This window comes from Mitsuaria sp. GD03876 (assembly GCF_029840635.1).
In the GTDB taxonomy this organism is placed as follows: domain Bacteria; phylum Pseudomonadota; class Gammaproteobacteria; order Burkholderiales; family Burkholderiaceae_C; genus Roseateles.
Map to the genome: position 1 here is coordinate 22350 of NZ_JAOCCU010000014.1, position 23005 is coordinate 45354.

A 23005-nucleotide genomic window follows, 5' to 3' on the forward strand; every position below is an offset into this window, starting at 1 on the left:
TCGCCTAGATGACACCGCCTCGCGGCGGAGCGCCCCCATGACCGAACTCGCCAAGTCCTTCGAACCCGCCTCTCTGGAAGCCCATTGGGGCCCGCTGTGGGAGTCCAAGGGACTCTACGAGCCGACGCTCGATCCGGCCAAGCCGTCGTTCAGCATCCAGCTGCCGCCGCCCAACGTCACGGGCACGCTGCACATGGGGCATGCGTTCAACCAGACGATCATGGATTCGCTGACCCGCTACCACCGGATGCGCGGTCACAACACGCTGTGGGTTCCGGGCACCGACCACGCCGGCATCGCCACGCAGATCGTCGTGGAGCGCCAGCTGCAGGGCGAGGGCCTGAGCCGCCACGACCTCGGCCGCAAGAACTTCGTCGCCCGCGTCTGGGAGTGGAAGCAGCAGTCGGGCTCGACCATCACGCAGCAGATGCGCCGCATGGGCGACTCGGTCTCCTGGCAGCACGAGTACTTCACGATGGACGAGAAGCTCTCGCCCGTCGTCGTCGACACCTTCGTCAAGCTCTTCGACGAGGGCCTGATCTATCGCGGCAAGCGCCTGGTCAGCTGGGACCCGATCCTGAAGTCCGCCGTCTCCGACCTCGAGGTCGAGAGCGAGGAGGAAGAAGGCTCGCTGTGGCACATCCGCTATCCGCTGGCCGAGGGCGGGGAATCGCTGGTCGTGGCGACCACGCGTCCGGAGACGATGCTCGGCGACACCGCCGTGATGGTCCATCCGGAGGACGAGCGCTACCGCCACCTGATCGGCAAGCAGGTCAAGCTGCCCATCACCGGCCGCCTGGTGCCGGTGATCGCCGACGAGTACGTGGACAAGGCGTTCGGCACCGGCGTCGTCAAGGTCACGCCGGCGCACGACACGAACGACTACCAGGTCGGCCTGCGCCACCAGCTGCCGATGCTGACGATCTTCACGCTGGACGCGACCGTCGTGGACACGATGGACGAGATCCCGGCCGAGTACCGCGGCCAGGACCGCTTCGCCGCGCGCAAGGCGATCGTCAAGTCGCTGGAGGACCAGGGCCTGCTGGTCGAGATCAAGAAGCACAAGCTGATGGTGCCGCGCTGCACCCGCACCGGCCAGATCGTCGAGCCGATGCTGACCGACCAGTGGTTCGTCGCCACCAGCAAGCCGGGCAAGGACGGCAAGTCCATCGCGCAGAAGGCGATCGACGTCGTCGCCAGCGGCGAGGTGAAGTTCGTGCCCGAGAACTGGGTCAACACCTACAACCAGTGGATGAACAACATCCAGGACTGGTGCATCTCGCGCCAGCTCTGGTGGGGCCACCAGATCCCGGCCTGGTACGGCAGCGGCGGCGAGATCTTCGTCGCCCATGACGAGGCCGAGGCGCAGGCCAAGGCCGCGGCCGCCGGCTACACCGGCGCGCTGACCCGCGACACCGACGTGCTGGACACCTGGTACTCGGCGGCGCTGGTGCCGTTCTCGACGCTGGGCTGGCCGGCCAAGACGATCGAGCAGGACCTGTTCCTGCCGTCGTCGGTGCTGGTGACCGGCTACGACATCATCTTCTTCTGGGTCGCCCGGATGATCATGATGACGACGCACTTCACCGGCCAGGTGCCCTTCAAGCATGTCTACATCCACGGCCTGGTGCTGGACGCGCAGGGCAAGAAGATGAGCAAGTCCGAGGGCAACGTGCTCGACCCGGTCGACCTGATCGACGGCATCGAGCTGGCCCCGCTGCTGGACAAGCGCACGCAAGGCCTGCGCAAGCCCGAGACCGCGCCCAAGGTCCGCAAGGCCACCGAGAAGGAATTCCCCGAGGGCATTCCCGGCTACGGCGCCGACGCGCTGCGTTTCACCTTCGCCGCGATGGCGACGCTGGGCCGCAGCGTCAACTTCGACAGCAAGCGCTGCGAGGGTTATCGGAACTTCTGCAACAAGCTGTGGAACGCCACCCGCTTCGTGCTGATGAACACCGAGGGCCAGGACTGCGGCCTGGTCGAGCACGCGAAGGAAGACTGCGCGCCCGGCGGCAAGGCGCACGGCTACCTGACCTTCTCGCAGGCCGACCGCTGGATCGTCAGCGAGCTCCAGAAGGTCGAGCAGGCGGTGGCGCAGGGCTTCGCGGACTACCGCCTGGACCTGGTCGCCAACGCGATCTATTCCTTCGTGTGGGACGAGTACTGCGACTGGTACCTGGAGCTGGCCAAGGTGCAGCTGCAGACCGCGCAGGCCGCCGGCGACGAGGCCGCGCAGCGCGGCACGCGCCGCACGCTGATCCGCGTGCTGGAGACGATCCTGCGCCTGCTGCATCCGATCGCGCCCTTCATCACCGAGGAACTCTGGCAGACCGTCGCGCCGATCGCCGACCGCAAGGCCACCGATTACCTGGTGACCGCGCCCTACCCGGTCGCGCAGCCGGAGCGCATCGACGCGCCGGCCGTCGCCTGGGTCGAGCAGCTGAAGTCGGTCGTCGGCACCTGCCGCAGCCTGCGTGGCGAGATGGGCCTGAGCCCGTCCGACCGCGTGCCGCTGCTGGCCGGCGGCGACCTGTCCTTCCTGCGCGAGGCCGCGCCCGCGCTGAAGGTGCTGGCCAAGCTGCAGAGCGTCGAGCTGATCGAGGACGAGGCCGCCTTCAACCAGCAAAGCGCGATGTCGCCGGTGCTGGTGCATGGCGCGGCGCGCCTGGCGCTGAAGGTCGAGATCGACGTCGAGGCCGAACGCGCGCGCATCGCCAAGGAGATCGCGCGGCTGGAGGGCGAGGTGTCGAAGGCCGAGGCCAAGCTGGGCAACGAAAGCTTCGTCGCGCGCGCGCCGGCGGCCGTGGTGGCGCAGGAGCGTCAGCGCATCGCCGACTTCAGCGCCACCGTGGCTCGGCTAAAAGATCAGGCAGCGCGGCTGGGTGCGTCGGCCTGAATTCAGGCTGCGCCGCGGGCGCGGACAGGATCTCCGAGATCCGCCGCGCCACGCTCCAGGCGGCGCGCATCCGTGACTCCCTCGTCGTCGCCGCCACGCGCGGCGTGACCTGCAAGCCGGGCGCCCCATGCAACGGGCGCCCGCTTTCCATCAGGCCGGGCTCCATCAGGTCCAGCCAGGCCGCCAGCAGCCGGCCGCCATGCAGCGCGTCGGCGAGCGCCTGCTCGTCGAACAGCGCCGAGTGCGAGGTCGACACCAGCACCTGCGACGGCTTGCAGAAGTTCAGCACCCGCTCCCCGATCAGCCCGCGATACCGCGGGAAGTAGGCCAGCTGCACGCTCACCGCGTCGGCGGCCTGCATCAGCTCGCGCAGGCCGTAGGGCTCGATGCCCCATTGCGCCCACAGCGGATCGGCATGGTGCAGGCTGGGGTCGTAACCGATGACCCGCGCACCGAAAACCGGCAGCAGCGTCGCGAGCTGGCGCGCCGAGGGCGTCAGGCCCACCAGGCCGACGGTCGCGCATCCGAGTTCCCGGCCGACCCAGTTGCCGTCCGCCCCCTGCACCGGCACGCGGCGCAGCAGCGCCAGCAAGGCGCCGATGACGAACTCCGCCTCGGCCGACGCGGCCGCGGTGGGCGCGCGCACGACCTCGATGTTGGCGGCGCGGCAGGCTTCCAGGTCGATGTTCTCGGCACCCGCGCCGATGCGGCCCACCGCGCGCAGCCGCGGGGCGCGGCGGACGGTGTCGGCATCCAGCGCCAGGGAGGCGGGCAGGAAAATTGCCTGGGCCTGCGCAACATGCTCCCTCAGGGCTGTCGGTGCCAGCGCCAGATCGGGTGCCGCCTGGAGGGCGTGACGTTCCGCCAGCCATTCCAGGACGTCAGCCTCCAGCGGTTCCAGGACTAGCACTGACATGAGGGGTTTGGAGAGGATTGTTTGATTTTCTTTCAGTAGCGCCATGCAAGAATGCCGGCGCAATTACCGTTGGAGTGTACGTAAATGGCCCTCATCAACAAGGCAATCTTCCCGGTTGCTGGACTCGGCACGCGCTTCCTGCCGGCCACCAAGGCGCAGCCCAAGGAGATGCTCCCGGTGGTCGACAAGCCGCTGATCCAGTACGCGGTGGAGGAAGCCTACGCGGCGGGCATCCGCCAGATGATTTTCGTGAACGGCCGTAACAAGCGCGCCATCCCCGATCACTTCGACACCGCCTTCGAGCTCGAGACCGAACTCGAAGCCGCCGGCAAGAAGGAACTGCTCGCGCTGGTGCATTCCATCAAGCCCGACGACATGGAGTGCATCTACATCCGCCAGCCCAAGGCCCTGGGCCTGGGCCACGCGGTGCTGTGCGCGCAGTGCGTGGTGGTGAACGAGCCCTTCGCCGTGCTGCTGGCCGACGACCTGATGGTCGGCAAGCCGCCGGTGCTCAAGCAGATGGTGGACCAGTTCTCCGAATGGCAGGCCTCCATCCTGGCTGTCCAGGAAGTGCCGGCCGAGCACACCAAGCGCTACGGCATCGTCGCCGGCGCGGCCATCAGCGACCGGCTGATGGACCTGACCCACATGGTGGAGAAGCCCAATCCCGAGGACGCCCCGTCGCGCCTGGGCGTGGCCGGCCGCTACATCCTGACGCCGGGCGTGTTCCGCGAGATCGCCACCCAGCCGCGCGGCGTCGGCGGCGAGATCCAGCTGACCGACGGCATCGCCGCGCTGATGCGCCGCGAGAAGGTCTTCGCCTTCCGCTACGAAGGCAAGCGCTACGACTGCGGCAGCAAGGAAGGGTTCCTGCAGGCCAACGTCGAGCTCGCGCTGGACCACCCGCAACTCGGCGCCAGCTTCCGCGAGTACCTCAAGGGACTGGAGATCTGACGACACGCGCGGAAGTTCTGACGGCAGGACTTCCCTTCACCGTCCCGTCATGAAGGACAAAGGCCACGCACTGCGTGGCCTTTGTCCTTGTGGAACGCCGCTGCGGATCAGCGGCGTCGCAGCACGTGGATGAACTCGTCGCCGCTGGCGCTCTGCTCGACCAGCTCGTTGCCGGTCTGGCGGGCGAAGGCCTGGAAGTCGCGCGTCGAGCCCGGGTCCGTCGCGACCACCTTCAGCAACTGGCCGCTTTCCATCTCCGCCAGCGCCTTCTTGGCCTTGAGGATGGGCAGCGGGCAGTTCAGGCCGCGGGTGTCGAGTTCCTTGTGAATGTCCATGTGAGCGTCCTTGCCGCCGATGACCGGGGGCGATGAGGCGGAATTCTAGTCAGCCGCTTCAGCCGCGCGGCGGCATCCACTTCGGCGCGATGCCGCGCCCGCGCAGCCAGTCGGCCAGCGCCTGGCCGGTGCCGGCGGGCCAGCATTCGAGCTGCTCGGGCGGCGTCAGCGAGTACTCGGCCAGCTCCGGCGACAGCACGACCTCGCCGCGCGCGGGCACGTGGTAGGCGATGATGACCTGGTTCTTCTTCTGGAAGTCGTAGACGCCGATCAGCGTCGCGCCGAGCGCCTCCAGCGACGTCTCCTCCAGCACCTCGCGCCGGATGCCCTCCTCGGGCGACTCGCCGGCCTCCATGAAGCCGGTGATCAGGCCGAAGAACGGTCCCGGCCACGCCGCGTTGCGGGCAAGCAAGACCTGGCCCTCGCGGTCGACGCACTCGACGACGGCGGCCAGCACCGGCGTCGGGTTGTTCCAGTGCGTGAAGTCGCAGTTCGGGCAACGCAAACGGGTCTTGGGACCGCCGTCCTCGGGCAGCTCGATCCAGGCGAGTTCCGAGGCGCATTGCGGGCAGAAGCGGAAGGTCATGCGCGGTCTCCGTGGGGCCGGGTTCGGATGTCGGGCCGCCCGATCAGGCGGGAAAGACGCCGGTCGACAGGTAGCGGTCGCCGCGGTCGCAGACGACGAACACGATGGTGGCGTTCGAGACCTGGCGCGCGATCTGCATCGCCACCCAGCAGGCGCCTGCGGCCGAGATGCCACCGAACAGCCCTTCCTCGCGCGCCAGGCGCCGGGCCATGTCCTCGGCGTCGGACTGGCCGACCAGCACCAGCTCGTCGACGGTCTCGGGCCGGTAGATCTTGGGCAGGTAGGCCGTGGGCCACTTGCGGATGCCGGGGATGCGCGAGCCTTCGGCCGGCTGCGCGCCGACGATGCGCACCTCGGGGTTCTTTTCCTTCAGGAAGCGCGAGACGCCGGTGATGGTGCCGGTCGTGCCCATCGCGCTGACGAAGTGGGTGATGCGGCCGCCGGTGTCGCGCCAGATCTCGGGACCGGTGGTCTCGTAATGGATGCGCGGGTTGTCGCTGTTGGCGAACTGGTCGAGCACGCGGCCCTTGCCGTCGCGCTGCATCTGTTCGGCGAGGTCGCGGGCGTATTCCATGCCGCCGGAGCGCGGCGTCAGGATCAGTTCGGCGCCGAAGGCCTTCATCGTCTGCGCGCGCTCGACCGACAGGTCCTCCGGCATGATCAGCACCATGCGGTAGCCCCGGATCGCCGCTGCCATCGCCAGCGCGATGCCGGTGTTGCCGGAGGTGGCCTCGATCAGGGTGTCGCCGGGCTTGATCTCGCCGCGCTCCTCGGCGCGCCGGATCATGCTGATCGCCGGGCGGTCCTTGACCGAGCCGGCCGGGTTGTTCCCCTCGAGCTTGGCCAGCAGCACGTTGCCGCGCGCCGCCAGCTCGGGCCCGAGCACGCGTTGCAGCCGCACCAGCGGCGTGTTGCCGATCACGTCCTCCAGGGTCGGATAGCTCTTGGGGTCGAAGGCGCTGGATTCACTCATGGGACGGGATTCTCTCAGCGGCGACAAGGCAGTGCGTGGCATAATGCTTTTCTTTCGCGGCCCCTCGCCTCTCCTGCAGACGAAGGGCCGCTTCGCTGATGAGCCCGGATGGCGAAATCGGTAGACGCAGGGGACTCAAAATCCCCCGCCGCAAGGTGTGCCGGTTCGAGTCCGGCTCCGGGCACCACTCTCAGCGCACTTCTCCCCCTCTTCCTTCGTTCCGCGATCGCCGCGGCGGGTCAGGCCTTGCCTCGCTCGCGCGCCTTCCGGCGGCATGCGCACATCGCCGGAGGCCGCGCCTCAGGCCGTCCTCAGTTTCCCGGGCCGGACGAGCCCGACGCGCCGGTACACTCGCCCGCACGCATGGGCAGACATGTCCATTGCGCCTTCCCCCGCGCCGCCCGGCGGCGCCTTCTGAAGACGCCGATCCATGCCCACCATCCCGCCGGTCACCAAGGCCCTCATGCTGTTCTGCGTGGGCCTGTTCTGTTTGTTGTCCTTGATCCCGGGCGGCCAGGCCGTGATCACGCTGCTGGCCCTGTGGCCGCTGAACTCGGGGTACTTCGAGCTGTGGCAGCCCGTCACCTACACCTTCCTGCATGGCGACGCGCTGCACCTGTTCTTCAACATGCTGGGGCTGTGGATGTTCGGCTCCGAGCTGGAAGTGATCTACGGCCGCAACCGCTACCTGCTGCTGCTGCTGGCCAGCACGCTGACCGGCGCGGCGGCGCAGCTGGTGTTCACGCTGATCACCGGGTCCTTCGCGCCGACGGTGGGCGCCTCGGGCGCGCTGTTCGGGCTGCTGCTCGCCTACGGGCTGCGCTTCCCGGACCGGATCATCATGCCGCTGTTCCCGCCGATCCCGATGAAGGCCAAGTTCTTCGTCGCCATCTTCGGCGCGATCGAACTGGTGCTGGGCTTCACCGGCAGCGGCGGCATCGCGCACTTCGCGCACCTGGGCGGCATGCTCGGCGCCTGGCTGATGATCAACCACTGGCGCAGCGGCCCCAGACGCTGAGCGCCGCCGCTCGCCGCGCTCAGTCCTCGACGGCCAGCAGGCCGTCCTTCGGTGTCGGATAACGCAGCCGCTGGCGCAGTTCGCGCTTGAGGCGTTCGTTGGCCATGCGGCGCGATTCGTTCATGAAGCTCATCTGCATCGGCGAGAACACGCCGGCGGCCTCCGCGCGCGCGATCCGTCGCGGCGCCGGCAGGCCGCACATCGCCGCGGCCAGCTCGAAGTAGTCGCCCATCAGCAGCTCGCTGTCGTCGCTGGCGTGGATCACCCGCTGCGACGGCCCTCGCATCAGCGCCAGCAGGCAGGCCCGGGCCAGGTCGTCGGCCTGGATGTGGTTGGTGTAGACGTCGTCCTCGCGCGCCAGCACCGGCAGGCCCTTGCCGAGCCGCTCGCGCGGATGCCCGCCCTCGCGGTCGTAGGCGTAGATGCCGGGCACGCGCAGGATCGTGACCGGGCAGCCGGTCGCGCGGCCCCACTGGCGCAGTTGTCCCTCCGCGTCGACCCGGCGCCAGGCGCGGTCGTTGGACGGCGCCGGGCGGCGCGTCTCGTCGATGCGCGCGCCGCCGCAGTCGCCATAGACGCCGCTGGTGCTCGCGTAGACCAGGTGACGCGGCGACGCCGACCGCGACAGCGCCTGCAGCAGCAGCCGGGTGCGCTCGTCGGTACGCCCCTGCGCCGCCGGCGGGGCCAGGTGCAGCACCCGGTCCGCCAGCCCGGCCAGCCGGCCGAGCGTGCCGGCGTCGTCGAGGTTGCCGATCAGCGGAATCGCCCCGGCGGCCCGCAGCGTGTCCACGCGCGCGGCGCTGCTGGTCAGCGCGAAGACCGTCCAGCGTCCGGCCAATTGGCGCAGCACCCTCATGCCGACGTCCCCGCATCCGACGATCAGCAGGCGGCCGCGGCGGGCGCGGCGAGGACGGGCGGGCGAAGCGGGATTGGAGCCGGACATGAGGACGCGGGACGGGCTGGGGCAAAATGGCGGGCCAGTTTACGGCTCGTACGGCTCGCGCCCGGTCCCAGGACCGCGCGGGCCGTGTCGCTTCCGCCCCGATCCTTTCCCTCGCCTTCGCACCATGAGCTTCCAGGTCACCGTCCTGCCCGCCGGCCGCAACTTCACCGTCGACGACGACGAAACCCTGCTGGCCGCGGCCATCCGCCAGGGCATCGGCCTGCCCTACGGCTGCAAGGACGGGGCCTGCGGCTCCTGCAAGAGCAAGCTGGTCGAGGGCCAGGTCGTGCATGGCGAACACCAGTCCAAGGCGCTGCCGCCCGCGGACGAGGCGGCCGGCATGATCCTGACCTGCTGCGCCCGGCCGCAGACAGACTGCGTGGTCGAGGCCCGCACCGTGCCCGGCGCCGGCGAGTTCCCGGTGCTGAAGCTGCCCAGCCGCGTCATCACCGTCGAGAAGCCCGCGGGCGATGTCGCCGTCGTCAAGCTGCAGCTGCCGGCCAATCAGAACCTGCAATACCGCGCCGGCCAGTACGTCGAATTCATCCTGCGCGACGGCGCGCGCCGCAGCTACTCGATGGCCAACGCGCCCAGCCGCCTGGGCACGCCGCCGGCCATCGAGCTGCACATCCGCCACATGCCCGGCGGCAAGTTCACCGACCACGTCTTCGGCGCGCTGAAGGAAAAGGACATCCTGCGCATGGAAGGGCCGTTCGGCTCCTTCTTCCTGCGCGAGGACAGCGACAAGCCGATCGTGCTGCTGGCCTCGGGCACCGGTTTCGCGCCGATCAAGGCGATCCTGGAACGCATCCAGGACCAGGGCCTCGCCCGGCCGGTCACGCTGTACTGGGGCTGCCGCTCCAAGGCCGACCTGTACCTGCACGACTGGGCCGAGGCCGCCGCCGCGGCGATGCCGGGCCTGACCTACGTGCCGGTGCTGTCCGAGCCCAAGCCGGAGGACGGCTGGACCGGCCGCACCGGCTTCGTCCACCAGGTCGTGATGGCCGACCTGCCGGACCTGTCGAGCCACCAGGTCTACGCCTGCGGCGCGCCGGTGATGGTGGAGTCGGCGCAGCGCGATTTCGTCACGCGATGTGGCCTGCCGGCGGAGGAGTTCTACGCCGACGCGTTCACCTCCGAAGCGGACAAGCACGGCGGCTGAGCCGGCGCCCCGGGCGGTCGTCGTACCTCCGTCCAGCGCACCGCGATTTCCTCGCTCCGGGGCGTGACATGCGCCATCGGGCGCGTGTCGTCTCATACTGGCGGGCATGAAGCACTTCCCGCCGCCCTACTCCAGCGCCGCGCAGTTCGAGCAGCAACTGCAGGATCTCGGTCACACCGTCATCGCGCCGGAGAGCCTGACGCATTGGCTGCACTGCCAGGCCGGTGACCTGCGCGGGCTGCAGGCGTTCTGGAACGACCTGCCGCCCGACGCCTACCTGCGCGACGGCGGCCGCTACCGCTTCCGCCGCCACGCGAGCTTCGTCGTCGACTCGCAGGCCGATCCTTCGGTGCGCCTGGCGCCGCATCGCGCGCACTGGCAGCCGGTCGACTACAACGCGCTGCACGGCGGGCTCGAGCGCTGGTTCGAGCCGATGGACCCCGCCGCGACCGACCTGCCGATCTGGCCGCGGCTGCTGCTGGGCCTGGCCGGCGTGGCCGACCGGCTCAAGGGCGCGCGGCCCTGGTTCGTCGAGGCCCACCAGTTCCGCATCGACACCGCCGGCGGCATCGGCCGCCCGACGCCCGAGGGCGCGCATCGCGACGGCGTGGACCTGGTGGCGGTGTTCATGCTGGCGCGCCACGGCATCAAGGGCGGCGAGTCCCGCGTCTTCGAGGCCGACGGCCCGCGCGGCCAGCGCTTCACGATGATGGAGCCCTGGACGCTGCTGCTGCTCGACGACGAACGCGTCATCCACGAGACCACGCCGATCCAGCCGATCGAGCCCGCCCACGCCGGCCACCGCGACACGCTGGTGGTGACGCTGCGGGCGGACGCCTTCATGGGCAAGTGATCGGCGCGGCCGCCGCCTCGACGGGCGGCGGCGGATCCGGCAGTTCCGCGAAGAAGGTGGCGCCTTGCCCCGGCACGCTGTGCGCGCCCACGTGGCCGCCCTGCGCCTCGACGATGCGCTTGGTCAACGCCAGGCCGAGCCCCGTGCCGCGATAGCGGCTGCGTTCCTCGCAGGGCAGCTGCGTGAACTCGGTGAACAGCCGCCGCAGGTCGGCGGGCCCGATGCCGGGCCCGGTGTCCTGGACCTCGATGCGGAAGCGGCCCGCGCCGGCCGATCCGACGCGCACCACCAGCCGGCCGTTGGCCGGGGTGAATTTCCAGGCGTTGGACAGGTAGTTGTAGAGCACCTGCCGCAGCCGCAGCGGATCGGTCCAGACCGGCCCGAGCGCCGGATCGACCGCCAGCTCGACCTGCATCGGCTTGTCGGTGAAGCTGCCGGTCACGACGTCGATCACCTCGCGCGCCACCTCCGCGACGGCGGTCGCGCAGGGATGCAGTTCCAGCCCGGCGGCCTCGATCCGCGCGAGATCCAGCACGTCGTTGATCAGCGCCAGCAGGTGGCGGCCGCTGGTCAGGATGTGGCCGGCGTAGCGCTGCACGACCGCGCCCTCCAGCGAGGGCGCGCCATCCACCATCAGCTGCGAGAACCCGATGATCGCGTTCAGCGGCGTGCGCAGCTCATGCGACATGTTGGCCAGGTTCAGGCCCTTGCGCCGGCTGTCCTCCAGGATGCGCTTGTTCTCCAGCTCGAGCTCGGCGCTGCGCAGCCGCAGTGCCTGCGCGCGCAGCCGTTCCCGGGCTTCGCCGGCGCGGACGATGGCGTAGTCGATGGCGCGCGCCAGCACGCGCGGCCGGATGTCCTGCTTGGACAGGTAGTCCTGGGCGCCGGCGGTCATGCACGACAGCGCCAACTGGTCGTCCTCCATCCCGGTCAGCACCACGATCGGCGCGTCGCCCGCCTGCGAGCGCACCGCGCTGACGCACTCGAGGCCCTCGGCGTCGGGCAGCCGCAGGTCCAGCAGCACGGCGGCCACGCGCTGGCGGCGCAGCGTGTCGACGGCCTCGGCAAGCCGGCTCGCGCGCAGCACCGCGCGCGTCGGCGAGCTGCCGCCCTCGGCGATCAGGTCGGCGATCAGGTCCGCGTCGCCGTCGTTGTCCTCGACCAACAGGATCGGCCAGCGCGCGCGCCGGGCCTCGAGGCCTGCATCGTCGAGCCGGGCCGTCATGGGAGCTTCACCACGGTGAACCAGAAGCCCTCGATCGCCTGGACGATCGACTGGAACGCGACCAGTCCGACCGGCTTGGTGACGTAGCAGTTGGCGCCCAGCTGGTAGCTCTGGACGATGTCGCGCTCGGCGTCCGACGAGGTCAGCACCACCACCGGGATCTCCTTGAGCGCCGGCTCGCGCTTGATGCGCGCGAGCACCTCGCGCCCGCTGACCTTGGGCAGGTTGAGGTCCAGCAGGATCAGGTCGGGCGTGGCGGCGTGCTCGTGGGGCGGCTGGCGCAGCAGCCGGGCCAGCGCCTGCGCGCCGTCGACGGCCACGCTCAGGTCCAGCCGCAGCTTGCCTGTCTCCAGCGTTTCCGCCACCAGGTCGGCGTCGCCGGGGTTGTCCTCGACCAGCAGGACGTTCAGGGGCTGTGTCATGCGGAGCCCTCCGTGCGGGCGGCAGGCAGGGAGAAGGACACGGTGCTGCCCCGCCCGGGCGCCGAGTCGATCCAGATCGTGCCGCCGTGGCGCTCGACGATGCGCTTGGCGATGGCCAGGCCGATGCCGCTGCCTTCGTAGCGGCCCTGCTCGTGCAGGCGCTGGAACATCTGGAAGATCCGTTGCGCGTACTGCATGTCGATGCCGATGCCGTTGTCGCTCACGCTGAAGATCCAGCGCAGGCCGTCCGGCCGCGCCTCGACGCGCACCCGCGGCGGCGCCTCGGCGCGGAACTTGATGGCGTTGCTGACGAGGTTCTGCAGCAGCTGGTGCAGTTGCCCCTCGTCGGCCATCACGCGCGGCAGCGGGCCGGTCTCCACCGCGCCGCCGGCCTCCCGCAGCAGCCGCTGCAGGCCATGGGTGACCGCGGCCATCACCTCGCCGGCGGCCACCGGCGCCAGCGCCTTGCCCTGCGAGCCGACCCGCGAGTACGCCAGCAGGTCGGCCACCAGGCGCTGCATGCGCCGGGCGCCGTCGGAGGCATAGCGGATGTACTTGTCGGCGCGCTCGTCGAGCTGCCCGCCGTACCGCTGCGCCAGCAGCTCGGTGTAGTTGGCCACCATGCGCAAGGGCTCCTGCAGGTCGTGCGAGGCGACGTAGGCGAACTGCTCAAGCTCGGCATTGCTGCGCCGCAGCTCGTCCTCGCTGCGGCGGCGCTCCGTGATGTCGATGATGCTGGCGACGACGAAGTGGCCGTCCGGCGCGTCGATCGGCGTCAGCCCGATCTCCACCGGCACCTCGGTGCCGTCCTTGCGCAGCCCGAAGAGGTCGCGGCCCGCGCCCATCGGCCGCGCCTCGGGCCGCGACGAGAACTGCGCCACGTGCGCCGGATGGCCGGGGCGGTAGCGCTCGGGGACCAGCATCTCGATCGGCTGGCCGAGGAACTCCTCGCGGGCGTAGCCGAACAGTTCCTCGGCGCGGCGGTTGGCCAGCCGGATCCGGCGCGAGGCGTCGATCATGATCATCGCGCTGGGCGAGGCCTCCACCACCAGCTCGAAGCGCTCCTGCGCGCGCCTGCGCTCGGTGATGTCGATGATGGAGGCCAGCGTGCACAGCCCCTCGGCGGTGTCGATGGGGCTCAGGCCGATCTCGATGGGAACCTCCTCGCCGCTCTTGCGCCGCCCGAAGAGGTCGCGCCCCGCGCCCATCGCGCGGGTCTCCGGCGCGGCGAAGAAGCTGGCGACCTGCGTGGCGTGGCCCGCGCGGAAGCGCTCCGGGATGAGCAGCTCGACAGGCGCGTCCAGGAGTTCGTCGCGGGCATAGCCGAACAGGGCCTCGGCCTTGCGGTTGACCAGGCGGATGCGGCGATCCCGCCCCACCAGGACGATGGCGCTCGGGATCGCCTCCACGATCGACCGGAACCGGTCGTCGCTGGGATCTGCGGACATGCGGAGCCTCCCTGGCGATCTGAGTTCGCCTCGTGTACTTCTCCGAAGCCTCCGGTGTAGCACGCCGGCCCGGCGGCGCCAAGCACCGGTCACGCGGGCAAGGGACGGCCGGGGGCGCGGGGGGAGCCGACGGAACTACACTCTCGCACCGCCGCGCCACAAGCGTGGCGGACCCCCGCCGGCCCGCAAGGGGCCGGTTCTCATCAAGCATCACAAGTGCAGGCTCCCACATGAACGCCCTGACCGACATCGCCCGCGCGCTGGCCGCCGGCTCGTCCGATTCCCTCCCCTCCTCGCTCTTCGGCCTGCCCGACCAGGCCCCGCACGAACGCGTGCTGCTGGCCGCCGATCCGGTGACCGGCCTGAAGGCGATCCTGGCGGTGCACAGCACCGCGCGCGGCCCGGCCTTCGGCGGCTGCCGCTTCTGGAGCTACGACAACGAGCTGGCCGCGCTGAACGACGCGCTGCGCCTGTCCCAGGGCATGAGCCTGAAGAACGCGCTGGCCAACCTGCCCTTCGGCGGCGGCAAGGCGGTGATCCTGAAGCCGCAGGGCGAGTTCGACCGCGCCGCGCTGTTCGCGGCCTTCGGCCGCGCGGTGCAGTCGCTGCAAGGCGCCTACATCACCGCCGAGGACGTCGGCACGACCACGGCCGACATGAAGGGCATGATGGCCCACACCTCCTACGTGTCGGGCATCCCGCGCGACGGCGCCTTCGGCGGCGACCCGAGCCCCAAGACCGCCTACGGCGTGTTCGTCTCGATCGATGAAGGCGTCAAGCGCGTGCTGGGCCGCGACTCGCTCGAGGGCGTGCGCGTGGCGCTGCAAGGGCTGGGCGCGGTGGGCTGGCACCTGGCCGAGTTCCTGCACCAGGCCGGCGCGAAGCTGGTCGTGGCCGACGTCAACGCCGAGAAGGTCGCGCGCGCGCAGACCGAGCTGGGCGCCAAGGCGGTCGGCGTGAACGAGATCCTGGCGGCCGATGTCGACGTGGTGGCGCCGTGCGCGCTGGGCGCGACGCTGAACGCGCAGTCGATCCCGGCGCTGAAGGCCGCGCTGATCGCCGGCGCCGCCAACAACCAGCTCGCGACCGCCGCCGACGGCGACGCGCTGCAGGCCCGCGGCATCACCTACCTGCCGGACTACCTGGTCAACGCCGGCGGCATCATCAGCGTGGCGCGCGAGTACCGCAACGAAGGCGAGGAAGGCGCGGTGATGGCCGAGGTCGGCCAGATCCGCGGCCGCGTCGCCGAGCTGCTGGACCGCGTCAAGGCCAGCGGCCAGACCCCGGCCCGCGAGGCGGACGCCTGGGCCCGCTCGCTGCTGGTCAAGCCGGCCTGACCGACCCCGCTTCCCGTGACGACGGCGCCTCCAGGGCGCCGTTTTTGCGTCGGTCGAAATGCTTCTTGAGCGTGAGCACCGGTTGCTCGAGCGCGTGGTACGACACCAGCGCGACGAGGATCGTGATCACCGAGCCGCCGACGAGGATCTCCATCGGCGAGGCCCCGTTGGCGCGCAGCATCCGGTAGACCGGGTAGTGCCACAGGTACAGCCCATAGGACAGGCCGCCGAACCAGCGCAGCGCCGCGACGCCGAAGCCGCGCGCGAGCAGGCCCTGCCCGTTGACCAGCAGATGCGCCATCAGCACCGCGGCGGCGAGCTCCACCGCGGCGAAGCCCCAGCGGTACATGTAGGGCTCGCGCCATTCCTCCTTGGCGCTGACCAGCATCACGCCGGCGATGAAGACCAGCGCCAGCGGTCCCGCGACCTCCAGCACCCTCGCCCATCGGCGCCGCAGGACCTCGACGGATTGCCGGCTGAAGGCCAGTGCGAGCGCGCAGCCGATCATCAGCGCGTCGGCGCGGGTGTCCAGGCCGTTGAAGAGCCGCTCGGCGTCGCGGTGATGCGCGAGCAGCACGTTGCGCCAGACCAGCGACAGCGCCGCCAGCCCCAGCGCGAGCAGCGCCAGCTTGCGCCGGTCGCTGGTGAAGCGGCTCGCGACCAGCAGGATCACCGGCCACAGCAGGTAGAACTGCTCCTCGATCGACAGCGACCAGGTGTGGCCCAGCAGGTCGGGCGGATTCCACCAGAAGGCGCGCGCCCAGTTCGAGGTGTAGGTCAGCGCGATGCCGGCCTCGAAGAGGTTCTGACGGGCCTTGCCGCCGTCCAGCGCCAGGCAGCTCCACACCGCGTAGACGAAGACCAGCAGCAGCAGCGCCGGCGCGAGCCGCAACGCGCGGCGCGCATAGAAATTCTTCAGGTCGACATTGCCGTAACGATCGAGTTCCTCGCACAGCAGCGTCGTGATGAGGAAGCCGCTGAGCACGAAGAAGATCTCCACGCCGAGGCCGCCGCCTTCGAGGAATCCGGTGTGCGCGTGGAAGATCATCACGCACAGCACGGCGAAGCCGCGCAGTCCGTCGAGGGCCGGACGATGTCCGAGGCGGAAGGTCGATGGCTCCATGGGGCTCCTCGCGTGGCGGGCAAAACCCCGGCGCAAGGCAATCGACTCGCCCGGCTCAACAGCTCGTTACATCGCTGTGGTGCCGGAATATTCCAGCGCGGTTGCGACGCGTCCCCGCAAGCGAGTTCAAGCCCTTGCCCGACGGCGCGGATCGGCGCGAAGCCCCTGGCCATCGGCGTAGAACGCCGCCTGAGTTCCGCAGCCCCTGCGGGACCACACCCAGGAGAGCCTCCATGAAGTCCATGCCCCTGATGGCGATCGCACTGGCTGGCGCCGCGCTGGCCGCGCCGGCGCTCGCGCACGACATCGTCTACACCGCGCCGTTGAGCGGCGCGTCGGAGTTCCCGCCCAATGCGTCGGCGGGCACCGGCCTGGCGACGGTGACCTTCAACGACGACGACTTCACGATGCGCGTGCAGGTGAGCTTCGCCGGGCTGACCGGCACGACGACCGCGTCGCACATCCACTGCTGCACCGCCGACGCGGCCACCGGCAACGCGGGCGTCGCGACGACGACGCCGACCTTCCCGGACTTCCCGCTCGGCGTGACGTCGGGGGCGTACGACCGGATCTTCGACATGACGCAGATGAGCAGCTGGAACACCGCGTTCATCAACGCCAACGGCGGGACGATCTCGAGCGCGTTCGCGGCGCTGTCGACGGGCCTGGCGGGCGGCAAGGCCTACCTGAACGTGCACTCGACCTTCGCGCCGGGCGGCGAGATCCGCGGCTTCCTCGTCGCCAGCGCGGTGCCCGAGCCCTCGACCTACGCGCTGATGATCGGCGGCGTGCTGGCGTTGGGGGTGATGAGCCGGCGGCGGCGAGCGGGTTGATGCCGCGCGGAGGTCCTTCGCCCGGCGCGGTCAGTCCGGCGCGACCGATCTCCGTCTCATTTCCGCCGGGTAGTCCACGAACCCCAGCGACCGATAGAGCGCGCGCCCTTCCGGCGTCGCGCCGAGGTTGAACTCGCGCACGCCGAGCGCCTCGCAGTGCGTCATCGCCGCGCTGACCAGCGATCGCGCGATGCCCTGGCCGCGGAAGCCCTCCGCGGTGAAGACGTTCGCCACCCGGCCCATGACACCGCCGGGGTTGGCGCGTGTCGGCCCCCAGTCCAGCAGCACGACGCCCGCGCCGCCGATCACCGCCCCTTCGTGCACGGCCAGCAGCCCGATGTAGCGCCCGCTTCCCACCCGGGGACGAACCCACTCGGCATACCCGGCGCGGCGATGCGCGTCTTCCTCTCGATAGCACGCATGGGCGGCGATCTGCTCGGCGTCGGAAGGACTTGCGCGGCGCTCCGTCCAGGTCAGCGGAAGTTTCGAGAGGGTCGTCACGGCGGCATTCGTCTGCGATGGAGCACGCGACTCTATCGCCGGCGGCCCATGTGGTATCGCTACCACGCCCCATCGGCTGATCCTGTACGCTAATGAGAATTGCTCGCATTCGCGATAGAGTCGCACCCGCGTTTAGAACCGACTCTCCTCCCCACTCGAATGAAGCAGCAATTCCTGATGACCGCCGGCGCGCTGGCGGCTTCCCTCGCGATGGGCGGCCACGCCCTGGCCCAGTCCACCACCGACGCCGCCTCGTCCCCGGCCAAGGACGCCACGCTCGAGAAGATCGTCGTGACCGGCAAGCGGGCCAACCGCGTCTCCAAGGGCGCCACCGGCCTGCCCATGGACATCAAGGACACGCCGCAGTCGATCAGCTCGATCGACCAGGAGGACATGGCCAACTTCGGCCTGACCGGCAGCAACGAGGCGCTGGCGATGGCCACCGGCATCAACGTCGAGCAGTACGAGACCAACCGCGCCACCTTCAACTCCCGCGGCTTCGAGATCCAGCTCACCCAGGTCGACGGCCTGGGCATGACCAACTCCTGGGGCACCGTCGTCGGCCGCGAGGACACCTTCCTGTTCGAGCGCATCGAGCTGATCCGCGGCGCCAACGGCCTGCTGACCGGCGTCGGCAACTCCTCCGGCACGATCAACTACATCCGCAAGCGGCCCAAGAACGAGGACGGCGGCGAGGTGAACGTCACCTTCGGCTCCTGGGGCCAGAAACGCGTCGGGCTGGACTACAACAAGGTCCTGACCCAGGACGGCGCCTGGGCCGGCCGCTTCGTCGTCGCGCACGAGGACAAGGATTCCTACCTGCGCGCGCTGCATGACCAGCGCACCTCGATCTACGGCGTCGTCGACGGCCAGATCGGCACCGACGGCGTGCTGACCGTGGGCATCACCACGGTGGACTCGAAGCAGGACTCGCCGATGTGGGGCTCGCTGACGCTCAAGCGCACCGACGGCTCGCAGGCGGACTTCCCCGTCGGCGCGTCCACCTCGCAGGACTGGACCTACTGGAACACGCGCTCCTACAACGCGTTCGCCGAGTACACCCACCGCCTGTCCAAGGACTGGGAAGCCAAGCTCACCTACAACTACCGCCACGGCAACGACGCGACGCGGATCTTCTACGCCTACTCGCTCACCGGCGCCCTCAACCCCGACGACACCGGCCTGGTCGGCCTGCCCTACCGCAGCCTGGGCAGCTCCGACAACAACGTGCTGGACGCCAACGTCAACGGCAAGTTCACCGCCTTCGGCCGCGAGCACACGCTGCTGGCCGGCCTGAGCCGCTCGCGCGAGAAGACCGCGGTCGACACCTTCGCCGCGCTGACCCACGCCGGGGACCCGCTGCCCGCCTTCCCCTACGGCGGCGACGTGTACACGCAGCCGGACTGGGGCCCGCGCGCGCCCAGCACCCGCGGCTCGCAGACGCTGACCCGCTTCTACGCCGCCACGCGGCTGTCCGTGACCGACGCGCTGCACGCGGTGCTCGGCCTCAACGCGGTGAAGCTGGAACGCGACGGCGCGTCGATCTACGGCAACGCCGCCACCAACACCGTCTACCCGGACACGAAGAAGACCAGCCCGTACTTCGGCCTGACCTACGACTTCACGCCCGACGTGCTGGGCTACGTGTCCTACTCGGACATCTTCCAGAACCAGGACCAGACCGACACCAAGGGCGAGTACCTCGCGCCGATGAAGGGCGTGAACACCGAGGTCGGCGTCAAGGCCGAGTGGCTGGACAAGGCGCTGATGACCACCGTCGCGGTGTTCAGCTCCAAGCAGGAAGGCCTGGCGACCGAGGGCGGCGTCATCGCCGACCCGGGCGGCCCGCTGGACGGCAAGAGCTGGTACTTCGGCCAGGACGTGAAGTCCAAGGGCTGGGAAGCCGAGGTCACCGGCCGCGTCACGCGCGACACCAAGGTCTCGCTGGGCTACACCCGCCTGATCCTGACCGGCCCGGACGGCAACGACACCTACGAATGGGTGCCCCGCGACACGCTGAAGGTCCGCGTCGACACGCGCCTGCCGATGCTGCCCGCGCTGCGCCTGGGCGTGGGCGCGCGCTGGCAGTCGGCGGTGCGCAAGAACGGCGGGGCCAGCCAGGGCGCGTACCTCGTGGCCAACGCCTTCGCGTCCTACGCGCTCACGCCGGCCGCGACGCTGCGCGTGAACGTCAACAACCTGTTCGACAAGAAGTACGTCGGCGGGCTGGCCTACGGCGCGATCTACGGCGCGCCGCGCAGCTACGGCGTGTCGCTGGACTACCGGCTCTGATCGTCCGCGCCGCGGCGGCGCAAGGCCGCCGCCCGGCGCGCGAGGGCCGCGGCGGCCTCCGTCCGGCCCTGGCTGCGATGCAGCGCCTGCAGGTTGTCCAGCAGCGGCAGCAGGCGCGGGTCGCCCGCGCCCACGGCCTGTTCCAGCCGGTCCAGCGCCTGCAGGAACAGCGCCTCCGCCTCGCGCAGCCGGCGCCGCCGGTACAGCTGTCCGGCGAGCGCGTTGAGCACGCCCGATTCCGCCGCCCACACCGCCGCGCCCTCGTCCGCGTGGGCGCGGTAGAGCGCGAGCGCGCGCTCGTTGAAGCGGCGGGCGTCGCCCTCGCGGCCCAGCGCCTCGTTCATCCGCCCGCGCGTGGCCAGCACGCTGGCCAGTGCCACCTCCCGCGCGGCGCCCTCGCCTTCCAGCAGGCGCTGCGCGCGCGCCAGCAGCGCGTCGGCCTGCGCGCGCTCGTCGCGCGCGGCATGCCAGAGCGCGAGTTCGTTCAAGGGCTCGGCCAGCGCCGGGTGGTCCGGTGACTCGGCCTCCAGCAGCGCCATCGCGCGTCGGTAGCACGGCGCCGCGCCCTCGAGGTCGCCCCGCGCCGTCAGCGTGCGCGCCTCGCGAAACAGGTCCTCGACCGCGGCCGGCGCGGCGACCGTCGGCGGCTGCGCGCCGCGGGCGCCGGCCAGCGGCAGCACCTGCGCGACGATCGCGGCCACCACCAGCCGGCAGCAGCGGCGGCGCGAGGGGCCGCGCGACGGCCCGTCCGACGAGTCGCTTGATGAACCGCGCGATGACGGACGCGATGGCCAAGGCGACAGGAAACGCATGGGCGGCACCGGTCAGAACACCGCGTTGACGCCGAGCGTCAGGCGGTGCTTCTCGTAGTTGTAGGCGTGCGGGATGCTGCTGCGGTTGTTGCGGTACTCGTAGCCCAGCGTCGGGGTCAGGCCTTGCCAGCCCCAGCGCGGCACGGAGACGTTGAGGAACAGGCTGTCCTCGTGATCCCGCTGGCGCTTGCCGAAGACGAGGTTGGCCGCCTCGGCGCGCTTCTCGCGCCGGCCGTAGGCCAGGCTCACCGACGCCTGGTCGGCGAAGGACTTGTTGATCCCCACGCGGGCGACCTGCTCGCGCAACGCGAAGACCGTCTCGCGGGCCTCGCTCTCGCGCCACATCAGGTGCCCGAACGCCAGCCAGCCGCCCGGCAGCACGTACTGCCCGAACAGCGAGGCGCTGCGCACGTCCCCCTCCAGGCTGGCCGCGAAGCGCGGCGCGAAGCGGCGCGCCTTGTACTCGAGGCTGGCTTCCAGTTGCGCCCGCGGCCCCAGCGGCCGCGTGTAGGCCGCGCGCACGCCGAAGGCCCGATAGATCTCGCGGCCGCCCTCGAGGTCCACCTCCAGCAGCGGCAGCACCTGCACCTGCGCGCTCGCGGAGGCGTACTGGTAGCCGGCGTAGACCGCCGCGACCAGGTTGTCGAATTCATCGTGGCGCGCGTAGTGGTTGCCGTACACGAGCCCCCGCGCGAGCAGCCCGTGATGCCCCGCCAGCGGCCACCAGCGGCTGACACTGCCCTCGACGTAGACGCCGGTGTCCGACAGCTTGTCGCCCGGCGTGTTGGCCAGGCACTGGTCGAACAGCACCAGCGCGCAGGGATCGACGACGGTGGAGGCGCTGTTGACGTTGTCCTCGCGCACCGCGGACACCGACAGCGACCATTGCGCCCGCACGCGGCGCTCGATCGCCAGCAGGTACTCGTCGATGTGGCGCGTCACCTCGGGCGGCAGCGCCTGCGTGCGCAGCCGGTCGAACGCCTCCCGGGCGTCGCGCACCCGGTTGTCGGCATACAGCGTGCGCGCCAGGTCCAGCGTGGCGCGCGTGAAGCGCGGATCGGCCTCGAGCACCGCCTCGTAGCCCGTCACCGCGGGCCCGAGCTCGCCGGCCGCGGCCGCGCGGCTCGCCGCGACGAATCCGGACATCGCCGGCGAATGCCGCGGCATGCGCAGGTACTCGCGCAACAGGCGGTCGGCGCCGAACCAGTCGCGCCGGTTCACCGCGTCGAGCACCGCGAGCTGCTGGCGCTGCAGGCGGTCCTCGGGCGGCTGCACCATCGCCGCGAGCGGCGAGTCCGGCGAGCGGCTCGCCACCGCCTCGCGCAGCGGCGCGGGCGCCGATCGCTGCTGCGACTGCTGCTGCTCCATCCCTTGCCACAGCCGCTGCTGCGGATCCTGCTGCGCCCGGGCACCGCCTGGGGCCGGCGCGATCAGGCTGGCCAGGCCGGCGATGGCGACGATCGCGCCGGCGCCGGAACGGCGCGCGCGTCGGTGAAGGTCGTTCATGACTGCATGAAAAAGGGACCTGCCCAAGGGCAGGTCCCGGAGCGCGGAAACGCTCAGTTCTTGATGCCGCCGAAGCCGGCCACGAAGGCGCTGCTGCCGCTGCCGCCCTTGGCGGTGCCGGCCACCGCGCTGGTCGCGCCGCTGCCGAAGAACTTGCCGTCGGCCGTGCCGCTCACCGTGCTGTTGAGCAGCGCGGTGCCGGCGAAGGTGCCCGCGCCCGCGTTCACCGAGGTCGCCAGCGCCAGCGTGTTGCCGCCGCCGGTCAGCCCGGAACCGGTCGTGTTCAGCGTGCCCGCGGCGGTGTTGTATTGCAGCGTGCCCGTCAGGATCACCGGCGCGCTGCCGGTCGTGGCCGGCAGGGCCAGCAGCCCGGCGGCGGCGTAGTTGGTCGTGGCGGTCGGCAGCGCGTAGCCGGTGCGGTCGCCGACGTAGAACGCGGCGTGCTGGTTGGGCGTGCCCGGGTTGGTCGCCAGGCCGAAGTAGACGTTCTGGCTGATCGTCGGCACCTTGAACCAGTTCAGGTCGGTCGAGATCGTGCCGCCCGGGCCGGCATGGGTGTAGCCCAGCAGCTGGTAGCGGCGGAAAGCGACGCCGCCCGACGTGGTGGCGCTGTCCTTGTAGCTGAAGGCGTCGATGCTCTGCAGGCTGATGTAGTTGGTGCCGTCCAGCGCGATGCCAGGCGCGCCGATCGGGCCGTGGAAGCTCACGGTCGCGCCGCCGGTCTTGATGATGCCGGCATCGGTCGTGCCGCCCTGCGAGTCGTACGCCTGCGCGGCGCCGAACGCGGCGACCAAGGCGGCAGCGATGAAGGTCTTCTTCATGTCAAACACTCCAAGGAAATGTGTGCGTCGCACACGGGTTGAGATCTCG

The 23005-nt window shown here is 70.6% G+C and carries 21 protein-coding genes and 1 tRNA gene; 9 read left to right on the plus strand and 13 right to left on the minus strand.

Going from position 1 to position 23005, the window contains the following annotated elements:
- The first annotated feature begins 37 nt into the window (after positions 1-37).
- Complete coding sequence (locus N5D62_RS10845; protein WP_279757745.1) at positions 38-2896, plus strand: valine--tRNA ligase; 2859 nt, start codon at positions 38-40, stop codon at positions 2894-2896.
- On the opposite strand, the gene N5D62_RS10850 is transcribed toward N5D62_RS10845, so the two are convergent.
- The gene (locus N5D62_RS10850; protein ID WP_279757746.1) at positions 2838-3812 is read right to left on the minus strand and encodes an NAD(P)-dependent oxidoreductase; all 975 of its coding nucleotides are present in this window, start codon (positions 3810-3812) and stop codon (positions 2838-2840) included. The genes N5D62_RS10845 and N5D62_RS10850 overlap by 59 nt on opposite strands.
- An 84-nt stretch (positions 3813-3896) precedes the next feature.
- On the opposite strand from N5D62_RS10850, the gene galU reads away from it, so the two are divergent.
- A complete protein-coding gene (gene galU, locus N5D62_RS10855; protein ID WP_279757747.1) occupies positions 3897-4766 on the plus strand; it encodes a UTP--glucose-1-phosphate uridylyltransferase GalU in 870 nt (289 codons plus the stop codon).
- A 107-nt stretch (positions 4767-4873) separates the two neighbouring features.
- Here the strand turns inward: galU and N5D62_RS10860 are convergent, their stop codons facing one another.
- The 3 genes from N5D62_RS10860 to cysM are packed head-to-tail and all read right to left on the minus strand — an operon-like array spanning position 4874 to position 6660.
- Positions 4874-5101, minus strand: coding sequence for a sulfurtransferase TusA family protein (locus N5D62_RS10860; RefSeq protein WP_279757748.1), 228 nt, complete (start codon positions 5099-5101; stop codon positions 4874-4876).
- A gap of 58 nt (positions 5102-5159) precedes the next feature.
- The gene (locus tag N5D62_RS10865; protein ID WP_279757749.1) at positions 5160-5687 is read right to left on the minus strand and encodes an NUDIX hydrolase; all 528 of its coding nucleotides are present in this window, start codon (positions 5685-5687) and stop codon (positions 5160-5162) included.
- A gap of 43 nt (positions 5688-5730) precedes the next feature.
- On the minus strand, positions 5731-6660 hold the full coding sequence (gene cysM, locus N5D62_RS10870; RefSeq protein WP_279757750.1) for a cysteine synthase CysM: 930 nt from the start codon (positions 6658-6660) through the stop codon (positions 5731-5733).
- 102 nt (positions 6661-6762) lie between these two features.
- On the opposite strand from cysM, the gene N5D62_RS10875 reads away from it, so the two are divergent.
- Positions 6763-6847: transfer RNA gene (locus N5D62_RS10875), tRNA-Leu, on the plus strand.
- 243 nt (positions 6848-7090) lie between these two features.
- A complete protein-coding gene (locus N5D62_RS10880; protein WP_279757751.1) occupies positions 7091-7678 on the plus strand; it encodes a rhomboid family intramembrane serine protease in 588 nt (195 codons plus the stop codon).
- A gap of 19 nt (positions 7679-7697) precedes the next feature.
- On the opposite strand, the gene N5D62_RS10885 is transcribed toward N5D62_RS10880, so the two are convergent.
- Positions 7698-8621: an SDR family oxidoreductase gene (locus N5D62_RS10885; protein ID WP_279757752.1), complete on the minus strand. Its 924-nt coding sequence runs from the start codon at positions 8619-8621 to the stop codon at positions 7698-7700.
- 124 nt (positions 8622-8745) lie between these two features.
- Here N5D62_RS10885 and N5D62_RS10890 point away from each other — a divergent pair, with 124 nt between their 5' ends.
- Both N5D62_RS10890 and N5D62_RS10895 read left to right on the plus strand, forming a co-directional pair.
- On the plus strand, positions 8746-9783 hold the full coding sequence (locus tag N5D62_RS10890) for a CDP-6-deoxy-delta-3,4-glucoseen reductase (RefSeq protein ID WP_279757753.1): 1038 nt from the start codon (positions 8746-8748) through the stop codon (positions 9781-9783).
- A 106-nt stretch (positions 9784-9889) separates the two neighbouring features.
- The gene (locus tag N5D62_RS10895; RefSeq protein ID WP_279757754.1) at positions 9890-10636 is read left to right on the plus strand and encodes a 2OG-Fe dioxygenase family protein; all 747 of its coding nucleotides are present in this window, start codon (positions 9890-9892) and stop codon (positions 10634-10636) included.
- On the opposite strand, the gene N5D62_RS10900 is transcribed toward N5D62_RS10895, so the two are convergent.
- Genes N5D62_RS10900 through N5D62_RS10910 form a run of 3 tightly spaced genes read right to left on the minus strand, consistent with a single transcriptional unit; the run spans position 10623 to position 13731 of the window.
- Entirely contained in the window at positions 10623-11861 is a 1239-nt protein-coding gene (locus N5D62_RS10900) for a hybrid sensor histidine kinase/response regulator (RefSeq protein ID WP_279757755.1), read from the minus strand. The two genes, N5D62_RS10895 and N5D62_RS10900, sit on opposite strands and share 14 nt — an antisense overlap.
- Positions 11858-12283 (minus strand): response regulator, encoded by a 426-nt coding sequence (locus N5D62_RS10905; protein WP_279757756.1) that lies wholly within the window; start codon positions 12281-12283, stop codon positions 11858-11860. Before N5D62_RS10905 ends, N5D62_RS10900 begins: the two co-directional genes overlap by 4 nt.
- Positions 12280-13731, minus strand: a complete 1452-nt coding sequence (locus N5D62_RS10910) for a PAS domain S-box protein (protein ID WP_279757757.1) — start codon at positions 13729-13731, stop codon at positions 12280-12282. Before N5D62_RS10910 ends, N5D62_RS10905 begins: the two co-directional genes overlap by 4 nt.
- A 230-nt stretch (positions 13732-13961) precedes the next feature.
- On the opposite strand from N5D62_RS10910, the gene N5D62_RS10915 reads away from it, so the two are divergent.
- The gene (locus tag N5D62_RS10915; RefSeq protein ID WP_279757759.1) at positions 13962-15068 is read left to right on the plus strand and encodes a Glu/Leu/Phe/Val dehydrogenase dimerization domain-containing protein; all 1107 of its coding nucleotides are present in this window, start codon (positions 13962-13964) and stop codon (positions 15066-15068) included.
- Here the strand turns inward: N5D62_RS10915 and N5D62_RS10920 are convergent.
- Positions 15055-16191 carry an acyltransferase gene (locus N5D62_RS10920; protein ID WP_279757760.1) on the minus strand — a complete coding sequence of 379 codons (1137 nt, stop codon included), beginning with the start codon at positions 16189-16191 and terminating at the stop codon, positions 15055-15057. The two genes, N5D62_RS10915 and N5D62_RS10920, sit on opposite strands and share 14 nt — an antisense overlap.
- 233 nt (positions 16192-16424) lie before the next feature.
- Between N5D62_RS10920 and N5D62_RS10925 the strand changes: the two genes are divergently transcribed.
- The gene (locus N5D62_RS10925; protein WP_279757761.1) at positions 16425-17024 is read left to right on the plus strand and encodes a CHRD domain-containing protein; all 600 of its coding nucleotides are present in this window, start codon (positions 16425-16427) and stop codon (positions 17022-17024) included.
- 30 nt (positions 17025-17054) lie between these two features.
- Here N5D62_RS10925 and N5D62_RS10930 read toward each other — a convergent pair whose 3' ends face one another.
- On the minus strand, positions 17055-17525 hold the full coding sequence (locus N5D62_RS10930) for a GNAT family N-acetyltransferase (protein ID WP_279757762.1): 471 nt from the start codon (positions 17523-17525) through the stop codon (positions 17055-17057).
- A gap of 159 nt (positions 17526-17684) precedes the next feature.
- Between N5D62_RS10930 and N5D62_RS10935 the strand changes: the two genes are divergently transcribed.
- On the plus strand, positions 17685-19817 hold the full coding sequence (locus N5D62_RS10935) for a TonB-dependent siderophore receptor (RefSeq protein WP_279757763.1): 2133 nt from the start codon (positions 17685-17687) through the stop codon (positions 19815-19817).
- Here N5D62_RS10935 and N5D62_RS10940 read toward each other — a convergent pair.
- The 3 genes from N5D62_RS10940 to N5D62_RS10950 all read right to left on the minus strand — a co-directional run bounded on the left by N5D62_RS10940 (position 19805) and on the right by N5D62_RS10950 (position 22956).
- Entirely contained in the window at positions 19805-20518 is a 714-nt protein-coding gene (locus N5D62_RS10940; RefSeq protein ID WP_279757764.1) for a tetratricopeptide repeat protein, read from the minus strand. The genes N5D62_RS10935 and N5D62_RS10940 overlap by 13 nt on opposite strands.
- A gap of 123 nt (positions 20519-20641) precedes the next feature.
- Entirely contained in the window at positions 20642-22135 is a 1494-nt protein-coding gene (locus tag N5D62_RS10945; RefSeq protein ID WP_279757766.1) for a surface lipoprotein assembly modifier, read from the minus strand.
- 53 nt (positions 22136-22188) lie between these two features.
- Entirely contained in the window at positions 22189-22956 is a 768-nt protein-coding gene (locus N5D62_RS10950; protein WP_279757767.1) for a hypothetical protein, read from the minus strand.
- Between the last annotated feature and the right edge of the window lie 49 nt (positions 22957-23005).

Excerpts from the sequence above, each read along its gene's own strand:
- N5D62_RS10845 (WP_279757745.1), top strand. The coding sequence starts at position 38 with ATGACCGAACTCGCCAAGTCCTTCGAACCCGCCTCTCTGGAAGCCCAT.
- N5D62_RS10850 (WP_279757746.1), bottom strand. The coding sequence starts at position 3,812 with ATGTCAGTGCTAGTCCTGGAACCGCTGGAGGCTGACGTCCTGGAATGG.
- galU (WP_279757747.1), top strand. The coding sequence starts at position 3,897 with ATGGCCCTCATCAACAAGGCAATCTTCCCGGTTGCTGGACTCGGCACG.
- N5D62_RS10860 (WP_279757748.1), bottom strand. The coding sequence starts at position 5,101 with ATGGACATTCACAAGGAACTCGACACCCGCGGCCTGAACTGCCCGCTG.
- N5D62_RS10865 (WP_279757749.1), bottom strand. The coding sequence starts at position 5,687 with ATGACCTTCCGCTTCTGCCCGCAATGCGCCTCGGAACTCGCCTGGATC.
- cysM (WP_279757750.1), bottom strand. The coding sequence starts at position 6,660 with ATGAGTGAATCCAGCGCCTTCGACCCCAAGAGCTATCCGACCCTGGAG.
- N5D62_RS10880 (WP_279757751.1), top strand. The coding sequence starts at position 7,091 with ATGCCCACCATCCCGCCGGTCACCAAGGCCCTCATGCTGTTCTGCGTG.
- N5D62_RS10885 (WP_279757752.1), bottom strand. The coding sequence starts at position 8,621 with ATGTCCGGCTCCAATCCCGCTTCGCCCGCCCGTCCTCGCCGCGCCCGC.
- N5D62_RS10890 (WP_279757753.1), top strand. The coding sequence starts at position 8,746 with ATGAGCTTCCAGGTCACCGTCCTGCCCGCCGGCCGCAACTTCACCGTC.
- N5D62_RS10895 (WP_279757754.1), top strand. The coding sequence starts at position 9,890 with ATGAAGCACTTCCCGCCGCCCTACTCCAGCGCCGCGCAGTTCGAGCAG.
- N5D62_RS10900 (WP_279757755.1), bottom strand. The coding sequence starts at position 11,861 with ATGACGGCCCGGCTCGACGATGCAGGCCTCGAGGCCCGGCGCGCGCGC.
- N5D62_RS10905 (WP_279757756.1), bottom strand. The coding sequence starts at position 12,283 with ATGACACAGCCCCTGAACGTCCTGCTGGTCGAGGACAACCCCGGCGAC.
- N5D62_RS10910 (WP_279757757.1), bottom strand. The coding sequence starts at position 13,731 with ATGTCCGCAGATCCCAGCGACGACCGGTTCCGGTCGATCGTGGAGGCG.
- N5D62_RS10915 (WP_279757759.1), top strand. The coding sequence starts at position 13,962 with ATGAACGCCCTGACCGACATCGCCCGCGCGCTGGCCGCCGGCTCGTCC.
- N5D62_RS10920 (WP_279757760.1), bottom strand. The coding sequence starts at position 16,191 with ATGGAGCCATCGACCTTCCGCCTCGGACATCGTCCGGCCCTCGACGGA.
- N5D62_RS10925 (WP_279757761.1), top strand. The coding sequence starts at position 16,425 with ATGAAGTCCATGCCCCTGATGGCGATCGCACTGGCTGGCGCCGCGCTG.
- N5D62_RS10935 (WP_279757763.1), top strand. The coding sequence starts at position 17,685 with ATGAAGCAGCAATTCCTGATGACCGCCGGCGCGCTGGCGGCTTCCCTC.
- N5D62_RS10945 (WP_279757766.1), bottom strand. The coding sequence starts at position 22,135 with ATGAACGACCTTCACCGACGCGCGCGCCGTTCCGGCGCCGGCGCGATC.
- N5D62_RS10950 (WP_279757767.1), bottom strand. The coding sequence starts at position 22,956 with ATGAAGAAGACCTTCATCGCTGCCGCCTTGGTCGCCGCGTTCGGCGCC.